We start from the raw sequence: 20,114 nt of genomic DNA on the forward strand, positions 1-20,114 counted from the left end.
GTCCCTCCGGGACTTCGTGTCGAACACCGTCTCATTCGACCGATCTGAAAATGTATAAACTCCAGAGACAGACTGGACAGTCTGTCCCACGTTCCGCGGCCAAAAGATTTCCCATGCGCGTTCAGGGTAGGTGAATACAAGCAAGAACACGGTACTCTCAAAGTCTGTACATTAGGGTTTCAACCCATTGTTTTCCGTGGGAATCCAACCCTATGCGTCATTGCGACTTTGCGTTAATTTTGTTTTCAACACAGCCCGATCGGAAAGCATTCGGCGCCTACTGCCGCCTTGGGCTTATTCGTCCAAAACTTTCCGGACCGCGCGAAGCAGCGAGTCGCGCTGGTAGGGTTTCTGAAGCAGGTGCATGCCGGATTCGAGGATGAAATTCGTGTGGACGGCATTCTCGCTGTACCCGCTCGCAAACAGGCACCGAATCCCCGGGCGTTTCGCGCGGATTTCGTCGTATACGGCGCGCCCGCCTTTCTTGGGCATGACGACGTCCAACAGGAGCAGGTCCACGGCGCGGCCGTGCTGCCGGTATAAGACCAGGGCTTCCTCTCCATCGGCCGCGTCGAGCACCGCGTATCCGGCGCCTTCAAGAATCCGCTTGGCTAGCTTGCGAATCTGAAGGTTATCCTCGGCGAGCAGAATCGTTTCGCCCCCCCGAGCACCGGTTCGGGAATCGCGCGTTCGACGACCGCCGCGGATTGTTCGATAGCCGGCAAGTACACCTTGAATTTCGATCCCTTTCCGACTTCGCTGTAAACCTGGATCATGCCGTCATGCTGCCGCACGATGCCGTACACCGTCGCCAGCCCAAGCCCGGTGCCCCGGCCCTTTTCCTTCGTCGTGAAAAACGGATCGAAGATGCGCTGCATCGTGTCCGATTCCATGCCGCATCCGGAATCCGTGACGCTCAGCAGGACGTACCGGCCCGGAACCGCCCACTCGTGGGTGGCGCAGTATTGCGTGTCGAACACGACGTTCTGCGTTTCGATCGTCAGCCGTCCGCCTTCGGACATGGCGTCGCGGGCATTCACGCACAGATTCATGAGCACCTGTTCGATCTGGCTGCGGTCCGCCCGTACGGTCGCAAGGTCGTGGCCAGGGATCACGTCGAGTTCGATATGTTCACCGATTACGCGGCGGATCATGCGCGCCAGTTCGGCCACCACCGCGTTGAGATCCATGGGTTGCGGATCGATGACCTGGCGGCGGCTGAATGCCAGCAGTTGCCGGGTCAACTGGGCCGCGCGCTCGGCCGCACGCTGTACTTCGATCAGATCCGCCCGGATCTTGTCGCCGAGCGATGAATCGCACAGCACCAACTCCGTATAGCCTAGAATGCCCTGCAACAGATTGTTGAAATCATGCGCCACGCCCCCCGCCAACAGGCCCACCGCCTCCATCTTCTGCGCCTGCCGCAACTGTGCCTCGAGCCGCTTCCGATCCTCTTCCTCCCTGCGCCGATCGGTGATATCGCGCGCCGACGAAATGGCGCCGACGGGTTGCCCGTTTTCGTCCTTGAGCACCCGGCACCACCAGGCGAGCAAACGCGGTTCCCCGTCGCGCCGGCGCTGCATGCTTTCGATATAAATCACGTTTTCGTCGCCATTGAACAGCGGTTGAACTTCCTCGTAAACATGCTGATCGCCGACAAAATAATCGGCCGCTTCCTTGCCGACCACGTCATCCCCGAAAAACGCGAGGCCGGCCTCGTTGGCGTAGGTGTAAATTTTGTTGGCATCCACCTCCATAACGATGTCGGGTATGGCGGCCAACAACGCCTTTTCGTATTCAAAGAGCGCCCGCAATTCCTTCTCGGTCCGCAAACGTTCGGAAATGTCGCGGATAAGGCCGATGGTTCCCGCGGCCCGGCCGTCTTTCCAGAGGATGGAACTGTTCAATTCCCCCGTGAAACAGGAACCGTCGCGGCGCTTCATCTCCGCCCGGAAACCCTCTTGGGGATGCCCGGACTGAATCGCCGTCCAAAAGACGTCCAACGCATGGGAAGCCTCCCCTTCCGCCAGAAATTCCGAGAAAGATCGCCCAATCATGTCTTCCGGATCCAGGCCGAACACCAGCCGGACCGACGGGGAGACGTAGGTGATAACCCCCTTGTCATCGGTTGTATACAGGACGTCGGCCAAATGCTCGGCCATGCCCCGGAATTTTTCCTCGCTCGCGCGCAACGCCTCGGCGGCACGGTATCGCTCCTGGTAGAAGCGCAGATGCTGTTGCCGGAAGACCGATCCCACGGCCACGGCGGCCCCGACAAGCAGGAAGGCGATTACCGCAATCATCTGCCACAAGCGTTCGCGCAAAGGCGCATAGGCCTCGTCCAAGTCCTTCTGGGCAACGAGCAGCCATGGCGAATCGGGCACGGCGCGCAATGCGGCCAGCACGGGCGTCCCTTTGTAGTTGCGCCCTTCGACGATCCCCTCCTGCCCCAGCGCCGCCTTTGCCGCGGGCATGTCCGTATCGTCCAAGGAGAAACGCAAGACAAGCGCCGTGTTCTTCTGGAACCGAAGATCGTTCAGGTGAACGATCTCGTTTCCTTCCCGGCGAACGATTACGGCCTCGGCGGTTTCGCTCGGTGTGGGCCAGCGGTTGATAAACGGGTAGAGATAGGTCTGCGGATCGATGCGCAAGGCCAGAACACCTATCCCGCGTCCGCCATCCCGATCGTCCATTATGGGGATCAGAACGGTCAGGTATACACAGTCGTCGTATTCGTTCCGGTGAAAATCCTGCAAGGCCACGCGGCCTGTCCGCAGCACGTCCGCCGCGCCCGCCCGCACAGCGGACGATGCCGGCGACGACGCCTCGGGCGCCGACAGGCGTTCGGCACAATCCGCATCCATCAGGAAGACGCGATCATATTGATAGTGTTCCTGATACTTGGCCAGCCAACTCTGCAATTGACTTGCGATCATTGCGTTTTCCGGCTCGGCAAAGAAAGACTTGACCAGTCCGGCAAAGGCCTTGTTGCCAAAGAATGTGGCGCCATCGGCCAGTCGCTCGTTGCGATACTGCACGAGTTCGCTCACTTTGAGTTCGGCCACGGACGTCAATTCGCGCTCGATCTCGGCCCGGAAATGGTTCTTGTAATTTTGATAGTAGAAATGCCCCGCGGCAATCGTCCCGGCTATGAGTCCAAGGAACACCATTACGAGCAGCGAGGATGCACGGCGAACCGGCTCGTTATGCGGCCACAAACCCACCCGGGAAAACGACAGCAAAGCCACGCCCAGCGCCAGAAAAGCCAGCAGGGTTGAGACGGCCGGTGGAATAATGGAACCGCCATAGAAAAACGGGCGCCCGGAAAGATATCCCAGCAGCAAAACGGCGCATATCGCCACAAGCAGGCAAGCCAGAAAAAAGGCCTCGATGGCCAGCCGTGGACGTTCGGGCGTGGACGCAAACGAAGCCAGAAACGAAAAACCCGCCAACACGAAGCAAAACGCCGTGATGGGCGACATGTGGCCAAGCGGCGCGCCGCCGAAGGTGTCGGCAACGGATAATCCCAAGTGCTCGACCGGGAGTTGCACCTCGAGACACGACAACACCAGCAGAACGATCGCCGTTAAGGTTCCCACCAGATCGAGCGTCTTCCCCAGCCGCCGGGTTCCCTTCGCCGTCGCACACGCGCGCAGCATAATCGCCGACCCAAACACGATGAACAGCGCCGCCGTGCTCGGCGCCATGGGGATGAAATCCTTCGAAAAACTGGCCAGCCGCAGCCAGCCGAACGTCCATCCGGCCAGCGTGCAAACACCCAACCCTGCCGCCAGCGCGCCGCCGGCAAAAGCCGCGCGGAATGAGATCCTCGCCTCGCCTGCCTTATGCGCCATCACGCCGTTACCCCAAAACCGATTATCATGGTAGTGTTCCCCATGTGCGAAGTCAACCGCTTTGGAAAACTGTATTGGAAGAAGCGCATGGGTAAAAAAACAGGCTCATCCCTCGGTTACGGGCACGATACGAAACGAGCGAGGCTCGGTAAAAGGGATGATCTGAATTCTTGTATGGCCTTACGAATCGTGGCATACTTGGGCCTTCCAAGCGGCCCGCAGCGGGCAGTGTAACGTTTGATGCACGAAGCAGGGAGTGGTACATGGAACAATATATCGGGCTTCATTTTATAGACGTCATCATCATTTTCGTCTATATGGCCGGTTCCCTCATGCTGGGAATCTATTGCACGCGCTTCGTGGGCAGCGCCGAGGACTTTTTCATCGCCGGCAAGGCGTTGCCGTTCTGGGCGATCGGCTTTTCGATCGTGACCAGCGACATCGGGGCGACGGATTTCGTGGCGGTGGCGGGCGCGGCATACCGCAACGGCGTGTCGGCGGCGAATTTCGACTGGATGGGTTCAATGCCGGCGATGGTCATCGCGGCTTTCGTATTCGTGCCGTACTTCTGGCGGTCGGGCGTGTTCACGATCCCGGAATTCCTGGGCCGCCGGTACAACACGGCCGTCCAGTTCATCAACGGGCTCATCTGGGCGGTGGTGCTGTTCTTCATGCTGGCCATCATGCAATGGCTGTCCGCCGATAAACTCATGGGGACGGTACTGGGCTGGAATCCCTACTGGACGTTGTGGATTACGGCGGGCATCACAGGCATTTACACGTTTTCGGGCGGTTTGACCGCCGTCGTCTTCACTGACGTGGTCCAGTTGATCGTGATGTATGTCGGCGGTTTCGGACTGCTGGCGCTCAGTCTGTGGGAAGTCGGCGGATGGTCGGTGCTCAAGGAAAAGGTCCTGGCCAGGGGACCGGAATTCCAGGATCATTTCACCCTCTTGTTGCCCCATGACACGACGGGACCTTTTCCATGGACGGGCATCGTGTTCGGCCTTGGCCTCGTGATGGCCGTCGCCTACATGAGCGGCAACCAAGTCATCGTGCAGCGCACGCTCGGCGCGCGATCCGAGTGGGACGCAAAAGGCGGCATGTTGTTCGGCGGTCTCCTCAAAGCCTTCATCCCCCTGATGGTGGCCTTGCCGGGACTTTGCGCGATTGTGCTGGTTCCCCAGTTGGGACCCGAAAACGCCGATCGCGCCGTGCCTGAAATGATTCGTCTGTTGATGCCGGCGGGACTGCGCGGGTTGATGTTCGCCGCCCTCTTTGCCGCGATGATGTCGCATATCTCGGCCACCCTGAATTCCACCAGCACTATTTTTATCACCGACATCATCGGACAACTCCGCAACTGGGTCGGCAAGGGGCCGATGAGCGAAAAAACGGCGCTTCGCATGGGCCGGGTCATCACCGCGTCGCTGATCGTCTCGACGGCACTTCTGGCCGAGCCGATCGCGAACCGCGAGCAAATTTACGTCTTCATGCAGACGATTCTCTCGTTGTTCCAAGGGCCGTTGTTGGCGATTCTGCTCTTGGGTATCATCTGGCGCCGCGCAACGGGATACGGCGGGCTGGCCGGACTGGTTCTCGGCGTGATGTGCTGCTTTGTGCTCAAGTATACCCCCGGACTATTCCCGTCCGAGGAACCGTTCCTCTTCGTGGCGTGGTGGTCGTTTGTTTTTGCGCTCATTGTCACGATTGTGGTCAGTCTGCTGACCAAGCCCGAATCGGACGAAAAACTGCGCGGAATGGTGTGGAGTTCCGTCGTGCTGGACGAGGAGGCCCAGGAAGCACTGCAAGAAAGGATCGCGCACTAATGGAAGAAATGCTTCAGAATTTCTGCAAGGTCGTGTTCTATCCCGTCCTCTCGCCCATCTTCACCCCGATCGACAATGCCTTGCGCATGTTGCCCGACTGGGCCGCCGGCGTTTGCGGCGTGGGGTTGTTTCTGACCGCCATGGCATGGGTCGGCCTGTTTTTGAACAAGGATTATGTGAACCGGGGCCGTCCCTACAAGTCGGTATGGACCGATCTGCGACTATGGACCGTCATCTCCATGACCCCCCACGTGATTGTCTATTTCTATTTTAGATAACGTTTTTCCCGTGGAATTCCCGCTATTCCCCGCTTTTCTTGCGTGGCGGAACAGAAACGGGGGAAATGCGCGGCCCCGAATTCTTCGGAAGAGCGGTCACCGCCTGAAGAGATAACAGCATGTCATCGGAAACGGTTCCGGAAAAGCCCTCGATAAGCACGATCTGGCGTGAAGCCCTTTGGAACAGGTATTTTGCCGCCGAATGCGCGCTGACGTTGTTGCTGCTGGTCCTTTCGGTGCGGATTTGCGCGGAACTGATGCTGTTCGGCCAGGCGCGGCCGGGCGTTCCGCTCGACGATCCCGTTTTGCGCGCGATAGGCCCCATTCGCCTGACGTGGCCCATCTTTTTTGTGCTTTGGCCGTCCATTCTGACGGGCATTTATTTTCTGGCTCGCGATCCCCATCGGCTGGCCAAGGCGTTCCAGGCGATGGCGCTGCTCGTTTTTCTGCGCACCATCGCGCTCTATCTGGTGCCGCTCGAACCCTTGCCGACCATCATCCCGCTCGCGGATCCCATCGTCGAATATCTCGGCACGGGCTCGCTGATCACCAAGGACCTCTTCTTCAGCGGACACACTTCGGCCATGTTCCTGCTCTATCTGACAGCCACTTCGCCGCGCCTGAAATGGTTTTTCCTGGCGGGAACAATCTTCGTGGCCTTCGGCGTTATCGCGCAGCATGTCCACTACAGCGGAGACGTCTATGCCGCTCCATTCTTCGCCTATGGCAGCTGGCGGCTTGTTCTATTTGCCCACAAGCATCTGTCGCGGGAAAACAAGGGCTGACGCGGGCGTTGTGCGTTTTTACGTTCCATGAATGACAGACTGGACAGCACGTCCTGTTTTGCACCGGCGGAGACGGGGAACCAAAGAGCCGTCAATAAAAGACCATCCTCCACCCACGGATAAACGCTTTTACAAAAACTCCTTGATGCAGGCAAACGGCCTGTCAAAAGGCCAGCCAGTTGACAGGAAATATTTCATGGCATACACTGGAGTCGGTTGGAGTGAATGCAGATTGTCAGGCCCGGCTACGGAAAAGGGGATGGCCATGCAAAGAATAGTTGGTTTCGCCGTTGTGACGGTTGCTTGTACGATGGGCGCCGTGTCTTTTGCCGGCGCGGAGGAGTTCACCGGCAAAGTAACGTCGGTATCGTCCGGCCATATCATCCAAGTCGAACATGATGGACAACGCGACTTGGTCGTTCTCGACGGGGTCAAGTCGCCCGATTCCAAAACACCGGAAGGCAAACAGGCCAAAGCGTTCACCGCCAATCGGGCGCTCGATCAGGAAGTCAAGGTTGTGGTGGTCAAGCGTTCGGATCGCATCGTAACAGGCACGGTCTTTTTATCGGATGGGACCGATTTGGCGCAGTTGGTTCTTGGCGAAGGCATGGGGGTGTGGAACCGGATGACCGCGCCGGACAATGCGCGCTATCGGGATCTGGAGGCCGGGGCCAAAATGCAAAACCTCGGTTTGTGGGCGCTTGACGCGGTCCCGGCCGCAAAACCGAAAACGCCGGCCGGCCGATCGCCCGAACGTGTCCAAGCCGATGCGGACGGCGATTCACGCGATGCCACGGAGCCGGCGACCGGCGGCAAGAAACCCAAACTCGTATTGCGGGGCGATGCGGACGTAGCTGAAGCGGCCCGCGCCGAATTTGAACGGGAACAACAAGCGGTGGCAGAAGAACAGGCGCGAATCCGCGCCGAACAGGAACGGCTGATCCAAGAGGAGGAAAAGCGGATCGCCGAGGCGCAAAAGAAGGAAGAAGCCGACATGATCAAGGCGGAACAAGAAGCCATGATGCAGCAAGGCATCATGCCGCCTCCCATTCCCCTGCCGCCGCAATAATGTGGGTCGCTTCTTTCCGTGCGGCATTGGCTGGTCAATGTGGGGTTGCTGTGCGCGGGGATTGCCGCGGCGGTCGGCATGAGTGTGGCCGCCGATCGCGCGGCGGCTCTGTTTGTGGACGCCAATCCGCTTCCCTCCAGCATGGAACTGGTATTTCCGCCCGGTTCCGAAATGGCGTACGACACCGGTGAATTTAAGTACACCGTGCGCATCAACCGCTACGGGTACCGCGACGTGGAACCGCTGGCCATTCCCCGCGGCGCGTACCGCATCATGGCGCTGGGCGACTCGTTTACCTATGGATTTGGCGTCGAGGCGGAACAGACATGGCCCAAACAACTCGAAACCATGTTGCGCGCGCGGGGATGTCACGCCGCGGTAATGAACCTCGGCAAGCCCGGCGCCGATCCGGCCTTTTACGCGGACGCCGCCGAACGCGCGATTCCAGTGCTTAAGCCGAATCTTATCGTGGTGGCCCTCCTGCAAACAGACGACATGACCGGAGATCCCCCCCGATCCGCTCCGGCGCCTTCCTGGATTGTCCGGACCGCAAACCGGCTATGGCCCCATCTGCTGCAACTCGTGCAGGAACGCCGGGGCGTGTTGAAACCGGCGACGGCCTCGCAACCCGTCCGCCCGCCCCTGAATGCCAACGTGGAGAAAAATCGTTCCGATCAGGCCGACGCAGCGCGGCAGGTGTTGGAAAAAATGAAGCCGGATCAGCGCGCCCGGTACGATGCCCTCGATCCGGAAGTGAGACAGGCCTTTGAATCCGGAAACCTGAATCCATTTGTGATAAATGTCGCGACCAAATATCCCGATTTGCTGCGGAACGCGGCCCTTCCCGGCGAGGCGCATGCGAACGCGACGGCCATCGGTGCGGTGGCCGCCCATCTCGTCCGCATTCGCGAGGCGGCGCTCCATAACGGAGCGGAGGTACTGGTCGTTTCCGTGCCTCTGGGAGCGTATGTCAACGAAACGGCGCTGCAGGGGTACCGGCGCCTCGGTTATACCTGCGATTCGGCCATGCTCGCATCGGACGCGCCCGACGAGGCGATCCGCGCCGCGTGCAACCGGGCGGAAATTCCTTTTGCCACGGTAACGAGCGCCTTTCGGGAACACCGGACCGAATCGGATTTGTATTACGCACTGGATGGACACTTTACACCGAAAGGCCACCGATTATTCGCCGAACTAATCACCCCCGCCGTGCTCCAGGCGATGCGAAGATGAGGCCGCCGTTCATCCTGTGCCATAATGAATGTCGCATGCGGCCCGACTGCAATGTCTCTGTCAAGCGGCGAGACGGAAACGGCAACGGGGTGTCCGCCTTTTGGGTTTTGAGTGTCTCTTGGAGATTCTGGTAATGCACGACGAACGAACAGCGCCGGATTTTTCCGTGCTGATCACGTGCTATTTCGAGGAGAACAGCATCGAGGAATTCCATGCGCGGCTCTCGGCGGCCCTGACGACCTTGGGACGCCCCCACGAAATCATCATGGTCAACGACGGCAGCACGGACGCGACGTTTGAAAAATTGAAGGCCATTTTCACCCGCGATCCCAATGTTCGCGTCGTGATGGACCTGTTTAAAAACGCGGGCCAACAGGCCGCCATCACAGCCGCGATAACCGAGGCGCGCGGCAAGGCCATCGTGCTTATGGACAGCGATCTGCAACTCGACCCCGCCGATTTGCCGCTGCTCGTCGCCGAATACGACAAGGGGTACGACGTGGTAAGCGGCTATCGCGCCAACCGGCGGGATTCGTTCTGGCGCGTCGTGCCGTCGCGCCTGGCCAATATCATCATGCGGCGCGCGTCGCAAAGCGCCTTTCGCGACTTCGGGTGCACCTTCAAAATATACAACGCCAAAATTGTGCGCGCGTTTGAATACGGCCCGTTTCACGTGTTCAGCAACGTGGACCTGATTGCAAAGGCCCAGCGATGCCGGGAAGTGCCCGTGACGCATTTCCCACGCAAATACGGCGCGTCCGGGTGGACGTTCCGAAAATTGTGGGCCTACAACATGGACAACCTGATGAAAATGCTCCAACGTCCGTTTCAATGGCTCGCGGCGGCATGTGTGTTCGCCAGCGTTCTGTTTCTGCTGCGGATCTTGGCGGGTGTTTTCGTGGATTTTCGCGTGTTGGACCAAGTCACGACGGGGCTGATCCTCAATGCGCTGGCCTTCGCGCTCCTTGTGCTGCTGGCGGTGTTGTCGCTGATCGGCGAATTCACGATCCGCAATTTCATCAGCCTGCGAAAAGACCCCGCCTATATTGTGCGGGAAAAATGGGAACGGTAGGCGCATGGACAACGTGATGCAATCCATGTTGTCTCTGTCGCCGGATTTTCGGGTTTCGGATTCGTCCTTCGATTACGAATGCAGGTATACGCATGGCGAATGACCCCGGAAAACGTGCATTATGACGTGGATACGCCTGAAAAACATGGTGTTGTTGCTAACATCGCTGATCATCGCCGCCGGCGTGATCGAAGGCGCCGGACGCTTTCTCGCAAATCGGAAAGAACGGGCCATGCTGGTTTCGTCCGTTCATCTCAACTGGACAATGTGCCACGAATACGATCCGGTCCTGATGTGGCGGTTGAAGCCGAACCTGAAAGACGTGCCGCAGGGCTATTCGTTCAAGGGCGTGACGCAGCAGTGGACGGCTTCGACCAATGCACACGGGTTGCGCGGCGCGCCGCTTTCACCCAAAGGTGGGCGGTTCCGCATTCTCGCCATCGGCGATTCAAGGACCTACGGACTTGGTGTCGGCGACGGCGATACCTATCCGGTGTATCTGCAAGCGGCGTTCGACCGCGAGCAAACCGGCTCGGTGGATGTCGTCAATGCGGGCGTGCCGGGATATACCACGCTTCAAGGCCTGCAATACCTGCGCGAACGTGGAATGGATCTCGATCCCGACCTTGTGCTGGTCTGCTTCGCCTACAACGACGCGGTCGAAATTCCCGCCCCGGGAATCGGCGATTGCGACTGGGAAAATCCGAAGGCGTCTCCGTTCGGTTTCATTTCGCTGTTGAAAGACGCGGTCCGCGGCGCACATTTGGATCGCGCCCCGCTTTTCAGTCCGCGCAAGGCGCGGTTGCGCCCCGGCGAAATGCTCGACTGCCTTATCGAAATTCAAAACGTCTGCGCGGCGCACGGCGCACAGGCCGTGTTTCTCGCATGGCCGGCCCTTTCGGAAATAATCGGGGAAGAATTGAACCAGCCGCATTACGCGGGAATCGTCACGGAAGCGGCGCGCCTCGCCCACACGCCCGCGATATCGCTCCATGCATTGCTTGAAGAGCATTCGGACCGGATTTTTCTGGACGATATCCATCTGAATGCCGAAGGCAATCGCGTCGTGGCCGATTATCTGGCCGGTGAAATCAGGAAACTGTATGAAACCGGGTTGCTCTCGAATCGAACGGCCCGGCCGCCGAACACGGGAACCCCGCACGATCCGCTGACCGACGACGAAGCCGCCATGGCGCGCTATCGCAAGTGGATTGCCGCCGACCCGTCCTGTTTCATGCCGTACGAAAAACTGGATGTCCTGTTGCGGCGGCGTGGCGACGCCGAAGCGCGCATACACGAATGGCGGGCGTTTTCGGAACGTTTTCCGGATCAGGCCCGGCCATGGTTTGCGCTGGGACACGCCCTTTTTGCCGTAAACGATTTGGATGGCGCACTCGAGGCTTACCGCAAGGCCGCGGAACTCGACCCGGCCGACCCGGCAAAGCCGGTCAGCATCGGCGCCACGCTCTTTCGCAAAGGCGATATGGATGGCGCCGCCGCCGCCTTCAAGGCGGCCATTCAAATAGATCCCAAACACCCGCAGGTCCGTATGCGGTTTATCGAGATGCTGTGCGGTGCCGGCCGTTTCGCGGATGCCAAAGCCCAACTGGCCGAATGCCGGCAACTTGGCATCGAAATCCCTTCGCAACTCGCCCGACATGTGGAAAACGGCGGCAAATAACAAAGGGCGGCCCGCGCATATCGTTTCACGCAATTAGCGTTGCGCGGGGAAAAGTCCGTCGAGAATCGAATCCACGGCGGCCTTGTTCTCCGCGTAGAACGTCATCGAAAAGCGCAGAAAAAAGAAGAGGCTTCCGCCGACAAGCCACGCGCCGCATAAAATATCGGCCGCAAGCACGGCGGCTGCGCGCCACTTATTCGCCGGATGGCCGCTCATGGCCGTCCTCCAACCGCTTCAAACGGTGTTCGAGCAGCGCAAGCTCCTGCGCAAGCACACGATTCTCATCCGCCAGCCGCGAAATGACCATGCTGAAACTCAACACAAGACACAACAGGAACAGAAACGCCGTCGCGAAGAAGACCGTCAGAAACTGCACGTGCGTGACGCGCGCGATCCAGACAATGATCCCCGGGAAAATGCCCACGGCAAGGCCACCCGCCGATGCGCCGATCCACAATAGCGCATACCGTTCCTTGAAACGCCGCCGGCGCACCAACTCGATTACCAAAAGAAACAAGGCGAGACTCAAGATCAACAGGCCGATGCGGTGCGGCGCGGTGAAGGCGGCTTGGGATGATGGCTCCATGGATCAGGCGGCTCCTCCTTTGCGCAACATGTGGACGAGAATGGCCAGGCCGACCTTGACCATATAGTAGACCGCGTGGCGCGGACGAATGGACGTGCGCCCGCCCTGCCGTGGCAGCATGTCCACCGGCATTTCGGCGGCCTTGAGGCCGTTCTTGTACAGCATAATCAACGCCTCGGCCTCCGGGTAATCGTCCGGGTAGTCCTTGGCGAAAAGAGCGATGACCTTCCGGTTGGCCGCGCGAAATCCGCTGGTCGTGTCCGTAATGCCACCCCCAATCAACGTGTCCACAAGCCGGGACATGAGCGATTTTCCGATGCGGCGCGTCAGCGACGGCGCATAAGCCGTGTCGGCGACATAGCGCGAACCGATCAACAGGTCCGCCGCGCCTTCCTCCACATGCCGCACCAGATCCGGTATGCGGCGCGGCGGATGTTGCCCATCCGCGTCGCACTGCACCGCAATGTCATAGCCGTTCCGCAGCGCATACCGGTATCCCGTTTGCATGGCGCCGCCGATGCCCAGATTGAACGGGAGCCGCACAAGGGCCGCGCCACCGGTGTTCGTTACAACGTCCGGCGTGCCGTCCGACGACCCGTCATCCACCACCAGCACATCGCAACCGGGCGCATCGCGTCGGACATTCTCAATGACCTGCGCGATCGTCTCTTCCTCGTTATAAGCCGGTATAATCACCAACGTGCGACTCATAACGCCCATCCTACCGGGAGCACCGACGGCCGTGCAACCGCCGCAGCCCGATCCCCTTTCAATTCTCCCCGGACGGCTGCGCGGGAGGCAAGGGTTCCTCGTCGGGCGTAAGCAGCAGGAAAAGATCGGAAACGAGTTCGCGTTTGGCCCGCTGATTGATGCGTTTGAGGATATCCCATTTATGGTAGGCGTATTTGTTCATCCAAACCGCACTGTCCACTTCGATGGTCAATGCGCCATCGCGGATGGCATGCGGACGACCGTGCTCGGCAAGAACCGGCCCCACGATCTCGGGCCACCATTCCCAGATGTGCGCTTCTTCGATTTGGCGCCCCAGTTTGGTCGTCTTGGTCAGTTTGGCGAGCACCTCGCCAATGCTCTCAATGCCACGCTTTTTCACCTGAGCCTGCTCCGAAAATGCGCTTCGCCTCCACCCTGCTCGCGTTCCAGCTCGCGTTTCTGCTCGTTATCGTAAACAAAATTGCTCCAATAACCCGTGAAAACAGACGGTTCCGTCCGGGCCGTATGATTCGATCTTATTCTTTTTCAAGGTTGCCCTGCACGATTCGAAACGTCGCATGTTCGCGACTCAACAAGGAATGCCGCCGGTGAACGGCGGTGGCCGTCAATAGGCATTGAACGCCGGGATCCAGCGAATCGATCAACTGACGCGACCGATGTTCGTCAAGTTCGGAGAAAACCTCGTCGAGCATGAAGACCGGATACTCTCCGATGCGTTCCCTGACCAATTCGAGTTCGGCCATGCGGACGGCGAGCGCCGCGGTTTTTTGCTGGCCCTGCGAGGCAAACGCGCGGGCGGACTGTCCCTCGACGCGGAAATCGAGATCGTCGCGATGCGGCCCGCGCATCGTGGCGCGGCGGCGAATGTCGCCGGCACGGCCCTTGCCAAGAATTTTGGCAAAATCGCCGGGCGACGAGGCGTCCGGTTCATAGGCGATGGCCATTGTTTCCCCGCCGGCCACGCGACGGTAGGACTCGGCCGCGAATTGGGAAAGCCGGGCAATGAACGCCTCGCGTTCCTGCATCAGGACGGCCCCGTGCTGAACCAGTTGCGCATCCCAGGCGTCCAGTTGGGCGGCGTCCGGAACGGCCGCGCGAAGCACTTCGTTGCGCTGCCGCAGGGATTGCCGGTAAAACTGGAGCGCGGCAAGGTAGCGCGGGCTGATTTGCGAAAGTTCCATGTCGAGAAATTTGCGGCGATGGGCCGCCGTCCCCTTGATCAGGGAAATGTCTTCGGGCGAAAACAGAACGACACACAACTTGCCGAGAATGTCGCTGATCCGCGCCTGAAGAACGCCGTTCACCCGAAAGCGTTTGACGCCCTGATACCAGCGCGCGTCAATCGCGATCGGGTGCGGATCGCGCCGCGCCTCGACCCGGATCTGGAAAAAATCGGCGCCCGCCCGCACCAATTCGCTTTCGGAAAGGGCGCGATGGCTGCGGGCGGTCGCCGCGAACAGGATCGCTTCGAGCAACGATGTCTTACCCTGCGCATTGTCGCCGACAATCAGATTTATACCCGGCGCGGGATCGAACGCTACCGCGTGCAGGGCTCGAAAACCCTCGCATGTGAATCGAACAAGGTACATGAACGCGATTGTACGGCGAATGCCCCCTGGATTTCCCCTGCCGTGGAGATCGCGTCATCGAAATCGTCATCGCGCTCAAAACCCCGCTGTTTTCGCACTTGCCTAATCATGAAAGTTCAATTGCTTGCACAAATCGCCCAAGACTTTCTTGTTGTTTTTTATTTATAGAAGCCAGACTTTAAGGCATTAAAACAGGCTTATGGATATCTGGTGAAATTCGATGCGTTTGCTCCGGCATCGTGTTGTTTTGTCGCCCTGTTGTCTATATACTTTTCCTACGATTTGTATATAGAAAAAACCGTGAAAATTCCCCGGATTTGGCTCTTTGCGGATGCAACGACAGCCAAAAAGGGGATAGGAGTGCCGGGCGTTGCGCGTTCTTTTCGTGATTCGTATTCCGTATGCCATCGAACCGCATGGCGTCATGCTGTTGGCGGCCATTGCTAAAAAGGCCGGGCATGCGGTAGGGTTGACGATTCTCAAGAAAGAACCACTGGTCAAGGCCGTCGAAACGTTTGGGGCCGATGTCGTCGCCTACAGCGTCATCGGCAGTGAAATTGACGCGTTCAAGCAAGCCGACGATGCCTTGAAAAGCCGGATGCGCGCCACCGGCAAGCGCGTCTTTCGCATCATGGGCGGTCCCCACCCCACGTTTTCACCGGGCATTCTCGACGAAATGGAACTGGACGCGATTTGCCAGGGCGACGGCGAACGGGCGTTTCCGGAGGTGCTTCGGCGGCTGGAAAACGGGGAGGATCTCGCCGGCATTCCCAACATTGCGCTTACAGGCGCCGGGGCGGAGAAACGCGAACTTATCGTCGATCAGGACGCGTACCCGTTCGCGGATCGCGACCTGTACTACCGCGCGGTGCCGTATCTGCCGCACACGGGACTGCGGTCGTTCATTACGGGCCGCGGGTGCCCGTTTTCGTGCTCGTACTGCTACAACCACGCCTACAACAATATGTTCAAGGGTTGCGGGCCGATTATGCGGCGCCGGTCGGTCGAGCATGTGCTCGCCGAAATCGAGGAGGTGATCAAGCGGTATCCGCCGGTGCGGTTCATCCGCTTTTTCGACGATATTTTTGCGTTGCGGGCGGATGAATGGCTGGAGGAGTTTTCGGAAAAATACGCGGCCCGCATACGCATACCCTTTTACTGCCTCATGCGGCCCAACACGTTCACCGAAGATACGGCCCGGTTGCTGGCCAAGGCCGGCTGTTACTCCGTGTCCATGGCGGTCGAAGCCGGCACGGAGGCCATTCGCAACGGCATTCTGGAGCGGCGCTTGTCCGATGAGGAAATGGTGAACGCATTCGAACTGGCGCGCAAGTACAAACTGCGAACCTATGGCAACACGATGGTGGCCATCCCGGGCACGACGCTCGAAGACGATTTCACATCGCTTGAATTCACGCGCCGTCTCGGTCTGACCGTGCCCACTTTCAGCGTGTGCAGTCCCTCGCGCGGCACCAAACTGGCCCAAATTGCCGAGGAAAACGAATATCTTGAACCGGATGCGGATCTGATCACGCGATTCAGCGCATTGAGTCCGCTGAATTGCTATACCCGGCGGGAAAAGGAAATTCAGGCCCGCATCGCCTGCCTCGGCACCATGTATTGCACCGTTCCGAACTTCATGACGCCGTGGATAAAAAGATTGATTCGCGGCCGGCTCCCTCTCGGCATCGCGCGCAAGATCGGTTTTTCATTTACCGTATTCCGCATAGCCACCTGCCTGTTTCCACACGCCATTCCCCGGTCGCCGGTTACGATGTTCAAGGTGGCCATGGACGGCATTCGGTATTTCTGGTAATGGGAGGAATGGCTCCCGCCGCGCGCCCGGTCGTGAAGGGCGGTCATGGACGCCTGCGCGGCGGCGGCGAACCCAGGCGATGACAATGGTCAAGCGGATACATTTTCCCGGACGCTGGGACATCTGGGCCGGCGCGTGCATCGTGTTGGCGGGAGCCGCCCTTCGCTTGTACCGCCTTGCGGATCAAAACTTGTGGTTCGACGAATACGTGGGCGGGGTGGGTTTTCTCGGCGCCTCGACCTATTCGCTCTATTCGGCGTTGATTGACGTGCTCAGCACCGGACTCACCCCGCCGGTATACTTTTTCCTGCAATATGTCTGGGCACGGGTCGTGGGCGAAGACATCTTGTTGTTGCGCATGCTGCCGATGGCCTTTGGCCTGTTTTCGCTGCCGCTGGCGTATGCCGTGGGCGCGCGCGTGTTCGGCCGGACGGCAGGGTTGGTGGCCCTGTTCTGTTTCGCCGTGGCGCCCGCCCAAATTTGGGAAGCGAAAACGCTTCGCTTTTATGCGCCCATGATGTTTTTCTGCGCCCTTTCCGCCTACCTGTTCGTCCGGGCATTGCAGGACGGTCGTTTTCGATGGTGGGCGGGATGTCTTGCCATCAACGTCGTGGCCGTCTTCACGCATTTTTTCAGCCTCTTTCTTGTGCTTGCCGAAATGGTTTCGCTTCTCGCGATCGTTCGGACGCGTTTCCGGACGGTCGCAACATGGATATTGCTTCAATTGCTGTGCATTTTCCCGCTGTTCCTGAAAATGTACCTGAACCCTCCTCTGGTCATCATGAACGAACCGTTTCGATGGAGCAATTTCATAGATTGCTTTTGCGGCGAATCGCAATGGGCGCTGGCCGGCGTCTTTGCGTTTCTGATGCTGGCCATGGTGGTCATGATGGCGTTGGACGGGCTTGGCGTGAAACGCATTTCCATCGCCGGCGGCCGGAGACTTTGTTCTCCCCCCGTTCTGTTCCTGTTAATCCTCATGACCGTGCCGCTGCTCGTTGCGGGCGCGCTGAATCATGTATTCACGGTTGCGTATCTTGTTCCGCGGTATCTTGGCTACATGGCCATCGGCCGTTTTGCGATTGCGGGCGGCGTCGTGGCCTGTTTGCCGTGGCGGCGGTGGCGCGCGCCGGTCGCCGTGTTGCTTGCCGCGGGCTGCCTGTACGATCTTCGCGCCGGCCATGCGTCAACCGTCATTACGCATTGGTCGTCAACGACCGATTACATCCGGTCCAACGCAAAGCCGCATGAACCGGTGCTGATTTGCGACATTTTCGAGCCGCACATCATTCGCGCCAACGGGTGGGATCTCCCCAATCCCTTTCTGTGCGTCAACAATTTTCAGGTGACAACGGACGTGTGCGCCTCGATGATGGGGCGCTCGTCAGGGACGGCAACGATCGAACGCGCCTGGATCATCTATGCGCAGTGTCGCAATACCGGACCGATTCCCGAACTCGAACACAAACTGAACGCGGCGGGGCTCGTGTGCGAATTCAGGGAATTTCCCGGTTGGGAAAATCTGGCCGTGTATTCCGTAATGCGCGGAAGCAGCGACGCTCTTGTTCCGCCTCAATGCCTCTCCGACGAAGATCGCATGCGTTGCGAGGCGGAACTAAACACGCTCGGACTGGCGGAACTGGATCTGCCAAAACGCGAGAAATATATCCAGATGATCCTGCGCATGTTGCCCGACCCGTTCCCTTACAACTATGAGATTCTCGACGAATGGCAGCGGGTTTTCTTTTTGTTGCGCGCCGGCGAAATCGAACTGGCGGATGCCTACGCGCGGAACTACGAAGCCGAACCCACCCTGCGGGGGTTTGTGTCACTTGCAAAGGGAGACCAAGAAGCAGCCCGGGCCGCATTTGAACAAAGCCGGTTCCTCACGCCAACAAACGCGTTTTTTTTCACCGGGATAAAGACCCGCCTCATGGCCGGCGATTTTCAGGCCTGCCTCGAAGAGGCCGAAAAACTCGAGGCGCTGGGGCATGTGCTCATTATACCGTTCAGGGATTACTTTTGGTGCATGACGCATCCGGAAGCGCCCCGTCTTCCCTTCGGCGTCTGGGCCGTTACGGAAACGGATCAGGAGGCCATCGCGCCGTTTCTCGAAAGCCCGGTGCCCGATTTCAACGGGCAACTGAATCGGCACTATACCGCCGCCACCGCGATCGAAATATCCGGGCGGCAGGCAGAAGCGGCGGCGATGTGGCAAGCGATTGCGAGTCGTCTGCCGGAAGATCAGCCGCGTTGCAGGGAACTGGAAGCCGCCCTTGCACGGGCAGCCGCGCCGGGCGCGCAATAGGGAGAAACGAATGAGCAGGCTTCGCGCGATAGCCGTCAATCTGGCCTTGGTCGTTTTTTCCGTGCTTCTGGCGGATCTGTTTCTCCATGCCTGCGATGGGTTGGCCGGCAAATACCTTGCCCGGACGCTCCAAACGGGCCGTTTCGGCCTGTTGTTCGAACCCGGCCTGGAAGGGCATTCAAAAATGCACGATTATGAATGCCGCGAAATCATCAACTCGCTGGGCTTCCGAGACCACGAAGTCTCATTGAACAAGGGGAAAGCGTTTCGGATAGTAGCCCTCGGCGACTCGTTCACCTACGGCTGGGGCGTCAATCTCGAAGAAACGTGGTGCAAGCGGCTGGAGGCCAATCTGCGCCAAAAAGGATTGGACGTGGAAGTGCTCAATCTCGGCAAGCCCGCCGCGGGTCCCGAAGAATACGCGCGCATCGCCCATGTCGTGCTGCCGGTGCTGAAACCCGACATGGTGCTCATCGGCATTCTGAACGGCGACGACCTGCAACAATGTTTTTCGCCCATTCTCATGGCGCTCCGCCACCATCCCAATCTTGGAAGGCTGTACCAATACTGGAAAACCCGGGCGGCGCGCAACGGTCCGTACACCCCGCCGAAACAAAGCGCCGACGACATGCGCGCGTGGTTCGCCCGCAGCGCGAAAGACATCCTGGACGGCATGGGCCCGAAAATGCGCGCGCGATACGACGCGCTCGAACCCGCCGTCAAAGAAGCCTTTCTCGAAGGCACGCTGAATCCGTGGCTCATTTCCCACAGCACGGGCGAGCCGGACTATTTCATGAATACCGTTTCGCCGCGCCGGTTGCGATTTCCCGTATTCATGATGACGCACTACCTGCGCCGGATACACAAGGCCGCATGGCGGGAAGGCGCGCCGGTCCTGGCCCTGTCCATCCCGGAAGGTTTTTACGTCAACGACGCCGCGTACCGGAACGTTCAGCGCATTGGATTTCAGGTCGTTCCCGAAATGCTCACGACCCATGCCGTGGACGACGCCGTCGGCGAGGCATGCCGCCGGGCAGGCATCCCGTTTATTTCCGTCTTGGATGAAATGCGCCGTCATCGCGGAAGATCGGACCTCTATCTCGAACTTGACCGGCATTTCAGCCCGGCGGGCAACGCGCTCTACGCCGATCTCATAACGGACGCCGTTGCCGAACGGATTGCGCGCGCCCGATAGATTCCACGAAAAAAACGCATTGGATTTTAGGACGCCGTTTGCCCCATCATGATGCGAAAGCGCCGTGTTTGCGGCAGGAGGAGGAAT

Annotated in this window: 17 protein-coding genes; 10 read left to right on the forward strand and 7 right to left on the reverse strand. The window is 59.1% G+C overall.

Features of this window, described 5'->3' with window-relative positions; genetic code table 11:
- Nucleotides 1–294 precede the first annotated feature (294 nt).
- Together P5540_15640 and P5540_15645 are read right to left on the reverse strand one after the other, a co-directional pair.
- The gene (locus P5540_15640; protein ID HRT66250.1) at nucleotides 295–603 is read right to left on the reverse strand and encodes a response regulator; all 309 of its coding nucleotides are present in this window, start codon (nucleotides 601–603) and stop codon (nucleotides 295–297) included.
- Between the two features lie 8 nt (nucleotides 604–611).
- Nucleotides 612–3,854 carry a PAS domain S-box protein gene (locus P5540_15645; GenBank protein ID HRT66251.1) on the reverse strand — a complete coding sequence of 1,081 codons (3,243 nt, stop codon included), beginning with the start codon at nucleotides 3,852–3,854 and terminating at the stop codon, nucleotides 612–614.
- Between the two features lie 263 nt (nucleotides 3,855–4,117).
- Between P5540_15645 and P5540_15650 the strand changes: the two genes are divergently transcribed.
- The 7 genes from P5540_15650 (at nucleotide 4,118) to P5540_15680 (ending at nucleotide 11,801) form a co-directional block, all read left to right on the forward strand.
- Nucleotides 4,118–5,683 (forward strand): sodium/solute symporter, encoded by a 1,566-nt coding sequence (locus P5540_15650; GenBank protein HRT66252.1) that lies wholly within the window; start codon nucleotides 4,118–4,120, stop codon nucleotides 5,681–5,683.
- Nucleotides 5,683–5,961, forward strand: a complete 279-nt coding sequence (locus P5540_15655) for a hypothetical protein (protein HRT66253.1) — start codon at nucleotides 5,683–5,685, stop codon at nucleotides 5,959–5,961. The genes P5540_15650 and P5540_15655 overlap by 1 nt, the downstream gene beginning before the upstream one ends.
- 119 nt (nucleotides 5,962–6,080) lie before the next feature.
- Nucleotides 6,081–6,746, forward strand: coding sequence for a phosphatase PAP2-related protein (locus tag P5540_15660; protein HRT66254.1), 666 nt, complete (start codon nucleotides 6,081–6,083; stop codon nucleotides 6,744–6,746).
- A gap of 265 nt (nucleotides 6,747–7,011) precedes the next feature.
- Entirely contained in the window at nucleotides 7,012–7,815 is an 804-nt protein-coding gene (locus P5540_15665) for a thermonuclease family protein (protein ID HRT66255.1), read from the forward strand.
- Between the two features lie 18 nt (nucleotides 7,816–7,833).
- A complete protein-coding gene (locus P5540_15670; protein HRT66256.1) occupies nucleotides 7,834–9,048 on the forward strand; it encodes a GDSL-type esterase/lipase family protein in 1,215 nt (404 codons plus the stop codon).
- A 133-nt stretch (nucleotides 9,049–9,181) separates the two neighbouring features.
- On the forward strand, nucleotides 9,182–10,120 hold the full coding sequence (locus tag P5540_15675) for a glycosyltransferase family 2 protein (GenBank protein ID HRT66257.1): 939 nt from the start codon (nucleotides 9,182–9,184) through the stop codon (nucleotides 10,118–10,120).
- A 121-nt stretch (nucleotides 10,121–10,241) separates the two neighbouring features.
- On the forward strand, nucleotides 10,242–11,801 hold the full coding sequence (locus tag P5540_15680; protein ID HRT66258.1) for a GDSL-type esterase/lipase family protein: 1,560 nt from the start codon (nucleotides 10,242–10,244) through the stop codon (nucleotides 11,799–11,801).
- A gap of 33 nt (nucleotides 11,802–11,834) precedes the next feature.
- Here P5540_15680 and P5540_15685 read toward each other — a convergent pair whose 3' ends face one another.
- The 5 genes from P5540_15685 to recF form a co-directional block, all read right to left on the reverse strand.
- A complete protein-coding gene (locus tag P5540_15685; protein ID HRT66259.1) occupies nucleotides 11,835–12,017 on the reverse strand; it encodes a hypothetical protein in 183 nt (60 codons plus the stop codon).
- Nucleotides 11,995–12,387, reverse strand: a complete 393-nt coding sequence (locus tag P5540_15690) for a DUF2304 domain-containing protein (protein HRT66260.1) — start codon at nucleotides 12,385–12,387, stop codon at nucleotides 11,995–11,997. The genes P5540_15685 and P5540_15690 overlap by 23 nt, the downstream gene beginning before the upstream one ends.
- 3 nt (nucleotides 12,388–12,390) lie before the next feature.
- Nucleotides 12,391–13,098: a glycosyltransferase family 2 protein gene (locus P5540_15695; protein ID HRT66261.1), complete on the reverse strand. Its 708-nt coding sequence runs from the start codon at nucleotides 13,096–13,098 to the stop codon at nucleotides 12,391–12,393.
- Between the two features lie 58 nt (nucleotides 13,099–13,156).
- On the reverse strand, nucleotides 13,157–13,498 hold the full coding sequence (locus P5540_15700) for a DUF721 domain-containing protein (GenBank protein HRT66262.1): 342 nt from the start codon (nucleotides 13,496–13,498) through the stop codon (nucleotides 13,157–13,159).
- A 136-nt stretch (nucleotides 13,499–13,634) separates the two neighbouring features.
- Nucleotides 13,635–14,708, reverse strand: a complete 1,074-nt coding sequence (recF, locus tag P5540_15705) for a DNA replication/repair protein RecF (protein HRT66263.1) — start codon at nucleotides 14,706–14,708, stop codon at nucleotides 13,635–13,637.
- A gap of 370 nt (nucleotides 14,709–15,078) precedes the next feature.
- Between recF and P5540_15710 the strand changes: the two genes are divergently transcribed.
- The 3 genes from P5540_15710 (at nucleotide 15,079) to P5540_15720 (ending at nucleotide 20,027) form a co-directional block, all read left to right on the forward strand.
- Complete coding sequence (locus P5540_15710) at nucleotides 15,079–16,524, forward strand: radical SAM protein (protein ID HRT66264.1); 1,446 nt, start codon at nucleotides 15,079–15,081, stop codon at nucleotides 16,522–16,524.
- A gap of 85 nt (nucleotides 16,525–16,609) precedes the next feature.
- Nucleotides 16,610–18,832: a glycosyltransferase family 39 protein gene (locus P5540_15715; GenBank protein ID HRT66265.1), complete on the forward strand. Its 2,223-nt coding sequence runs from the start codon at nucleotides 16,610–16,612 to the stop codon at nucleotides 18,830–18,832.
- A 10-nt stretch (nucleotides 18,833–18,842) separates the two neighbouring features.
- A complete protein-coding gene (locus tag P5540_15720; GenBank protein HRT66266.1) occupies nucleotides 18,843–20,027 on the forward strand; it encodes a GDSL-type esterase/lipase family protein in 1,185 nt (394 codons plus the stop codon).
- Nucleotides 20,028–20,114: the final 87 nt, after the last annotated feature.

The sequence above is a fragment of the Candidatus Hydrogenedentota bacterium genome (assembly GCA_035450225.1).
In the GTDB taxonomy this organism is placed as follows: domain Bacteria; phylum Hydrogenedentota; class Hydrogenedentia; order Hydrogenedentales; family SLHB01; genus DSVR01.

What these genes read in the sequence shown, in the direction of transcription:
- recF (HRT66263.1), bottom strand. Translation starts at nt 14,708, where the DNA reads ATGTACCTTGTTCGATTCACATGCGAGGGTTTTCGAGCCCTGCACGCG.
- P5540_15645 (HRT66251.1), bottom strand. Translation starts at nt 3,854, where the DNA reads ATGGCGCATAAGGCAGGCGAGGCGAGGATCTCATTCCGCGCGGCTTTT.
- P5540_15650 (HRT66252.1), top strand. Translation starts at nt 4,118, where the DNA reads ATGGAACAATATATCGGGCTTCATTTTATAGACGTCATCATCATTTTC.
- P5540_15695 (HRT66261.1), bottom strand. Translation starts at nt 13,098, where the DNA reads ATGAGTCGCACGTTGGTGATTATACCGGCTTATAACGAGGAAGAGACG.
- P5540_15720 (HRT66266.1), top strand. Translation starts at nt 18,843, where the DNA reads ATGAGCAGGCTTCGCGCGATAGCCGTCAATCTGGCCTTGGTCGTTTTT.
- P5540_15675 (HRT66257.1), top strand. Translation starts at nt 9,182, where the DNA reads ATGCACGACGAACGAACAGCGCCGGATTTTTCCGTGCTGATCACGTGC.
- P5540_15680 (HRT66258.1), top strand. Translation starts at nt 10,242, where the DNA reads ATGACGTGGATACGCCTGAAAAACATGGTGTTGTTGCTAACATCGCTG.
- P5540_15665 (HRT66255.1), top strand. Translation starts at nt 7,012, where the DNA reads ATGCAAAGAATAGTTGGTTTCGCCGTTGTGACGGTTGCTTGTACGATG.
- P5540_15655 (HRT66253.1), top strand. Translation starts at nt 5,683, where the DNA reads ATGGAAGAAATGCTTCAGAATTTCTGCAAGGTCGTGTTCTATCCCGTC.
- P5540_15715 (HRT66265.1), top strand. Translation starts at nt 16,610, where the DNA reads ATGGTCAAGCGGATACATTTTCCCGGACGCTGGGACATCTGGGCCGGC.
- P5540_15690 (HRT66260.1), bottom strand. Translation starts at nt 12,387, where the DNA reads ATGGAGCCATCATCCCAAGCCGCCTTCACCGCGCCGCACCGCATCGGC.
- P5540_15685 (HRT66259.1), bottom strand. Translation starts at nt 12,017, where the DNA reads ATGAGCGGCCATCCGGCGAATAAGTGGCGCGCAGCCGCCGTGCTTGCG.
- P5540_15660 (HRT66254.1), top strand. Translation starts at nt 6,081, where the DNA reads ATGTCATCGGAAACGGTTCCGGAAAAGCCCTCGATAAGCACGATCTGG.